The organism is uncultured Microbacterium sp., from assembly GCF_963521695.1.
Taxonomy (GTDB): domain Bacteria; phylum Actinomycetota; class Actinomycetes; order Actinomycetales; family Microbacteriaceae; genus Microbacterium.
Map to the genome: position 1 here is coordinate 1 of NZ_CAUQWC010000253.1, position 4,490 is coordinate 4,490.

The window sequence follows — 4,490 nt, forward strand, 5'->3', positions numbered from 1 at the left end:
CCGTCCCACGCTGCCGTTGCGGCGACCGCCCCCGGGTCGGCGGACGGGGTGGGCCGACGCTACCGTCGCGGCGCCGTCATCGACTCCTGCGCGCTGCCCGACGACCGACTCGCGCTTCTGTCGGCGGAGTCCGACGGCCGGGGCACGCTCCGCATCCTCGCCGGTGCCGCCCCCGCGCTGTGGTCGGCCGCAGAGGACTCCACCCGTGACGACCTGCTGAACGCGGTGACCGGCGGTGCGCCCCACGACGAGGAGGCCCGCGCGGTGGACGACGCCTTGAGCCAGCTCGTCGAGGCGGGACTGCTCACGGTCACCGAATGAACGACAGCGACGCTGCGATCAGCCGCAGGTGCCGTCGGCCTGCAGAGCCGGGTCACTGACGATGGCGCCGGCGATGTCGAACGTGGCCACCAGGTCCTGACCTTGCACGGTCGCGGACGTCAGCGTCAGCCCCGCCGGCAGCCGGTCGGCGATGCACAGGCTCGACGTCTGCAGGATGCCGTCGGCGACACCACCGAACTGACCGCGGAGGGTGTCGGCGTCGAGCTCGTTGCCCGCGACCTGGAACGACGACGGCGTCAGTGTGAGATCGCCCTCGGCCGCGCCGGGCGTCACGGCGACACCGACCGGGATGCCGATGCCGAACAGCGACAGCGACGTCTCGAACGTCACGTCCGGTGCGGCGACGCCGATCGTGCCGGCGGGGAGGTCGGGGAGCTCTGCGAGCAGCGCCCGCACCTGCTCCTGGTCGAGGCGAACCGAGGCGGTTCCCCCCTCGGCGGCCGGTCCGGCCGACACCGGCACCCCACGGAGGTCCACGCGCACATCTCCGGTGATCGGCCCCAGGGTGACGTCGTCGGAGGCCACGGCGACCTCTTCGAGGCGCCCCCCGATCACCTGCGGCAGAACGAGGCCGGACACCTGCACGTCGACGTCCTGGTCGTCGGGCAGCCCGACGTTGGACACGACGAGGGAGCGCACCGTGCTGGTCACGACCGAGCGCGCGATGAACTCTGCGGCCACGACCGCGGCCGCCAGCAGCACGACGACCACGACGATCACCGCGATCCAGCGACCGGTCTTCCGGCCCGACGGGCGGCGGGGTGTCGTGGCATCGGTCATCGTCACATCCGTTCCGGAGCGCTCACGCCGAGCAGGGTCAGACCGTTGCGCAGCACCTGACCGGTCGCGTCGTTGAGCCAGAGGCGCGTGCGGTGCACCGACTCGACCGGCGCGTCACCGAGCGGGATGACGCGACAGTTGTCGTACCAGCGGTGGTAGAGGCCTGCGAGCTCTTCGAGGTAGCGCGCGACGCGGTGCGGCTCGCGCACCTCGGCGGCGAAGGCCACGATCCGCGGGAACTCCTGGAGGGCACCCAGCAGCGCCGACTCGGTCTCGTGATCGAGCAGCTCGGGGGCGAACTCCGAACGGTCGACCCCGGAGCCGTGCGCGTTGCGCGCGACGTTGTGCGTGCGGGCGTGGGCGTACTGCACGTAGAAGACGGGGTTGTCGTTCGTGCGCTTCTGCAGCACGTCGAGGTCGATGTCGAGGTTGGAGTCGGCCGAACTGCGCGTCAAGGCGTAGCGGGCGGCATCCACCCCGACGATCTCGACGAGGTCTTCGAGGGTCACCACGGTGCCGGCGCGCTTGGACATGCGCATCGGCTGCCCGTCCCGCACGAGGTTGACCATCTGGCCGATGAGCACCTGGAGGTTGACGTTCGGTTCGTCGCCGAAGGCGGCGCACATCGCCATGAGGCGCTGCACGTACCCGTGGTGGTCGGCGCCGAGCATGATGATGCAGCGGTTGAAGCCGCGCTCGCGCTTGTCGAGGTAGTACGCGAGGTCGCCCGAGATGTAGGCGGGCTGCCCATCGGACTTGATGATGACGCGGTCTTTGTCGTCGCCGAACTCGGTCGAACGCAGCCATGTCGCGCCGTCGGCCTCGAAGATGTGGCCGAGCTCGCGCAGGCGCGCGACGGCCCGGTCGACGGCGCCCGAATCGTGCAGGTCGTTCTCGTGGAAGTACACGTCGAAGTCGACGCCGAACTCGTGCAGCGACTGCTTGATCTCGCCGAACATGAGGGTCACACCGAGCTCGCGGAAGGCCTCTTGCTTGGCATCCGGATCGAGGGCGTCGATGTCGCCGTCGTACTGCTCGGTGACGCGCGCGGCGATGTCGTGGATGTAGGCGCCGCCGTAGCCGTCGTCCGGGGTCGGGTCGCCCTGGTGGGCGGCCACGAGGCTGCGGGCGAAGCGGTCGATCTGGGCGCCGTGGTCATTGAAGTAGTACTCGCGGGTGACCTTCGCGCCCTGAGACGAGAGGATGCGCGCGAGCGCGTCACCCGCCGCGGCCCACCGGGTTCCGCCGAGGTGGATCGGGCCGGTGGGGTTGGCGCTGACGAATTCGAGGTTGATGATCTCGTCGGCACGGGACTCGTTCGTGCCGAACGCCGCCCCCTCGTCGACGATCGTCTTGGCCAGGGCGCCGGCGGCCGCCGCGTCGAGGCGGATGTTGATAAAGCCGGGTCCGGCGACCTCGACGCTGGCGATGCCGTCGATGGCCTCGAGCCCCGCGGCGATCTCGCGGGCGAACTCGCGCGGATTCGCGCCGACGACCTTCGACAGCTTCAAAGCGGCGTTGGACGCCCAGTCGCCGTGGTCGCGGTTCTTCGGCCGCTCGAGCGGCAGGTCGGCGGCCGTGATCCCCACCGAGGACCCCTCTCGTCGCGCCTCCGCGAGCGGGGCGATGACGGTGAGCAGGGCGGCGGAGAGGGCAGCGGGATCCATAACCCGTCAAGTCTAGGGCGCGACGCCTGCGGCGCGCCGCGTCAGCCGACGGCGTCAGGATGCATGAGCCGTGGGGCGGAGGTGACCTCACGTGGCTCAACGGATCCGCGCGAGCCGCGTCGCTCCTGCATCCGGACCACGTCCGCCGGCGCCGCCAGCCGACGGCGTCAGGATGCATGAGCCATGGGGCGCAAGTGGCCTCACGTGGCTCAACGGATCCGCGCGAGCCGCGTCGCTCCTGCATGCGGACCACGTCCGCCGGCCGCGTCAGCCGATCTGCACCAGGGCCTCGTGGTCGTCGGGGGTCGTGGCATCCGGGGTGTCGCCATCGAGCACCGCGTCGACATGCATGCGCTCGAGCCCGACGTAGCCGCCGTGGTAGCTGAGGAAGGCGCAGTCGGCGGCGTCGCGACCCGTCGCGATGCGCACCAGCGAACGGCGGTCGGCGAGTCGCGTGGCGTCGACGACATACCAGGCCCCGTCGATGTAGGCCTCGGCCACGGCGTGGAAGTCCATGGGCTCGAGGCCCGGCGCGTAACACGCGGCGTAACGGGCGGGCATGTCCATCGCACGGAGCAGGGCGATGACCACGTGCGCGTAGTCGCGGCAGACGCCCTGCCCGGTCATCAAGGTGGTCACCGCACTGTCGGTGCCGAAGCTGAGTCCGGGGGTGTAGGTGACGGTGGAGGCGACGAAACCCGACACCGCGGCCAGCAGTTCCTCTCCGCCGAGGCCACGGAACTGCCGCCGCGCCTGAGCGAACACCTCATCGGACTGGCAGTACCGACTCGGGCGCAGGTAGGTGATGGTCTCGAGGTCGCTCGATCGAGGACCCTGCGCCGGTCCCGAGACCACGGCGTCGTAGCGCACCGACAGCGGCCCCTGCTCCCCCGTGAGACGGTGCAGACGACTGCCCGACTGGTCGACGATCTCGGTCGGGGTATAGACGCGATCGCCCTGAGAGAACGTCAGTGTCTCGTCGGCGACCGGTACGCCCTGGGCCGCGGTGATCTGGAAGATGAGGTCGACGGACGCCCCCAGATCGAGGTCGAGTTCGGCGGTCACACGGCGCGGCACCGGGCAATCCTCGCACGCGGTCGAAGGCCCTCGGACCACCGCGGACGAATCGGGTCACCCGTCTTTCTCACCCGCTCCGGGAGACGCTCCCTGACTCGGCTTCTTGTCGTCGTTGCCGCCGGGGCCGCCGTTTCCAGGCCCCTCGTCGTCGCCGCCGTTCGGCGGGGATCGGTCGTCATCCCCGACGCCGTTCTCCGGCTCTTCGGGCGTCGGTTCCGCCGTCGGCTCGGCGGTCTCGGTGGGTTCCGGTTCGGCGCTGTCGGTCGGTTCCGGCGCGGTCGTCTCGCTCGGTTCGGGCTCGCCGGTCTCCTCCGGCACCGGCGACGATGATGGCGCCGGTGCGAGTGACGTGAGGTCTGCCCGCACGGTGGCGATGCGGGCCAGGATGCCGTCAGCCTCCGCCGCGGTGATCTCGCCCGCGTCGCGCTGCGCGATGACGTCGGCCTCGAGGGCGTCGAGGCTCGCCAGCGCCGAGGCGTAGTCGCCGGCAGAGGCCAGCTCGGCGACGGTCTGCACCGACTGCTGCCACGCGGAGGGCGCAGCGTCCGGCGGCGTGCACGCGGCGAGCGCGATACCGGCGGCGAGCAGAAGCGCGGCCGCCGGTGCGGCGCGACGGGTCACGGG

The 4,490-nt window shown here is 71.1% G+C and carries 5 protein-coding genes; 1 reads left to right on the plus strand and 4 read right to left on the minus strand.

Annotation, left to right across the window (positions count from 1 at the left end; all coding sequences use genetic code 11):
• The coding region (locus RWP81_RS14585) for a hypothetical protein (protein ID WP_314457288.1) at window positions 1–321 on the plus strand (321 nt) is incomplete at its 5' end.
• 18 nt (window positions 322–339) lie between these two features.
• Here the strand turns inward: RWP81_RS14585 and RWP81_RS14590 are convergent.
• From RWP81_RS14590 to RWP81_RS14605, 4 genes are all read right to left on the minus strand, one after another.
• Window positions 340–1,122, minus strand: a complete 783-nt coding sequence (locus RWP81_RS14590; RefSeq protein ID WP_314457290.1) for a DUF2993 domain-containing protein — start codon at window positions 1,120–1,122, stop codon at window positions 340–342.
• Between the two features lie 2 nt (window positions 1,123–1,124).
• A complete protein-coding gene (gene argS / locus RWP81_RS14595) occupies window positions 1,125–2,789 on the minus strand; it encodes an arginine--tRNA ligase (protein ID WP_314457292.1) in 1,665 nt (554 codons plus the stop codon).
• 267 nt (window positions 2,790–3,056) lie between these two features.
• A complete protein-coding gene (locus tag RWP81_RS14600; RefSeq protein ID WP_314457293.1) occupies window positions 3,057–3,866 on the minus strand; it encodes a transglutaminase family protein in 810 nt (269 codons plus the stop codon).
• Window positions 3,867–3,920: 54 nt separating this feature from the next.
• On the minus strand, window positions 3,921–4,490 hold a 570-nt coding region (locus tag RWP81_RS14605; RefSeq protein WP_314457295.1), incomplete at its 5' end, for a hypothetical protein.

Coding starts and splice junctions, on each gene's coding strand:
- RWP81_RS14590 (WP_314457290.1), bottom strand. CDS start 1,122: ATGACCGATGCCACGACACCCCGCCGCCCGTCGGGCCGGAAGACCGGT.
- argS (WP_314457292.1), bottom strand. CDS start 2,789: ATGGATCCCGCTGCCCTCTCCGCCGCCCTGCTCACCGTCATCGCCCCG.